The organism is Rhodococcus sp. P4_B6 (genome assembly GCF_056402215.1).
The window spans coordinates 1-1,721 of sequence record NZ_JBFUHV010000424.1 but is presented as its reverse complement, the minus strand read 5'-3'; the positions used below and the strand labels follow the sequence as shown (position 1 = coordinate 1,721).

At 72.0% G+C, this 1,721-nt stretch carries 1 protein-coding gene; it reads left to right on the top strand.

Annotated features, from left to right (window positions below; translation table 11 throughout):
* Positions 1 to 28: 28 nt before the first annotated feature.
* Entirely contained in the window at positions 29 to 1,684 is a 1,656-nt protein-coding gene (locus AC1DWT_RS51250) for a transposase (RefSeq protein WP_477926271.1), read from the top strand.
* Positions 1,685 to 1,721 lie beyond the last annotated feature (37 nt).

The following is a 1,721-nucleotide window of genomic DNA, read 5'->3' as shown; positions in this document are numbered from 1 at the left end:
TGGTCTGACCTGGGGTTTCCTGGATAATGTGTTGGTGGCCAAGGGATATCGACCGGTGAATCGTGATCAGCAGTTCCTGTTGCCGCCGGACATGCGGGAGTGGGTGCCGCCCACGCATCCGGTGTGGACGGTGATCGAGATCGTCGACTCCCATCTCGACACCTCGGCGTTCCACGCTTCTCGTCGCACCGGGGGCGCCGGCCGGGCCGGGTACGACCCGGACATGCTGGTGAYCCTGCTGATCTGGGCGTGGTCGCGGGGGATGCGGTCCTCCCGGCAGATCGAGCGGGCCTGCACCGAGGTGGTGTCCTACCGGGTGATCTGCGCCGGCGACACCCCCGACCACGTGACGATCTCCCGGTTCCGCAAGGACAACCACACCGCCTGTCAGGACCTGTTCACGCAGGTCCTGATCCTGGCGGCGTCGCTGGGGTTGGGGCGGCTCGAAACGATCGCGTTGGACGGGGTGAAGATCGCCTCGAACGCCTCGAAGGACGCCAACCGCACCGAGGCCGGGCTCCGCAAGGCCGCCGCCGCCGAGGCCGCGCGGATCGCCGCGGCCGCCGCGGCGGCGCACGCGGCCACCGATGACGCCGAGGACGACCTCTACGGCGAGGACGATCCGGGCYCGGGCCAGGTGCCGGCGGAGTTGGCCGATCCGGGCACCCGGTCGGCGCGGATCGCGGAGGCGTTGGCGCAGCTCGACGCGGACAAGCRGGCCGAGCAGKCCGAGCGGGACGGGAAGTCRCGGCACTACCTGGCCCGGCTCGACGCCGGCCAGACGGTGATGGGCCGGGTCCCGGTCGGGGCCGAGGTCGCCGCCGCMSRSCGGCGRCTGGMCSMGGCGGTCACCGCCCAGCAGGCGGTGCTCGACCGATWCGAGGAGCGCACCGCGTCCGGGGCCCGGGGCGGGTTCGTCCCGAAACCGGTCGMCGAGCACCACCTGGTCCGGCGGCGGCGCACCGAACTCGACACCGCCCTGCGCAAGCAGGCCGCACGCGATGCCACCGCCGGGCAGCGTCGCCGCAACACCACCGACCCCGACTCGCGGCTGCAGCCACTACGCGGCGGCGGCTGGCTGCAGGGCTACAACTGCCAGGCCTTCACCAGCGTGGACGGGGTGATCCTGGCCACCGGGGTCGGGACCGGCCCCGCCGACTACGACTACTTCCCCGAGATGGTCGACAAGGCCGGTAAGGCCGCGCAASTGATCGACACCACCCGCCGCCACACCAACCCGAACCCCGCCCCCGCTCCGGCYCCGGCCCCGGCTCCGGCCCCGGAGGAGTTGATCGGGGTGATGCTCTTCGACGCCGGCTACTGCTCCCGCGAGAATCTGACCGCCCCGGGCCCGGACCGGTTGATCGCCACCGGCAAAGCCCGTGACCTCGAAACCGCGGCGGCCGAGAACCCGGTCACCGGATCCCCACCACCACAAGCCGATCCGATCGCAGCGATGACCCACCGACTGCGCACCGAGGCCGGCATCGCCACCTACCGCCAACGCTCACCCATCGCCGAAACCGTGTTCGGGCACGCCAAACACAACCTCGGATTCCGCCGGTTCACCAGCCGCGGCCTCGACCGGGCCCGCAGCGAATGGGCCTTCCACGCCGCGGTCCACAACATCGGCAAGATCCTCACCCACCTGACCGCAGGAAACACCCTCCCGGCCACCACCTGACCAGGCGGGGCCACCCCCGCCCGCACCGGCACCCGCC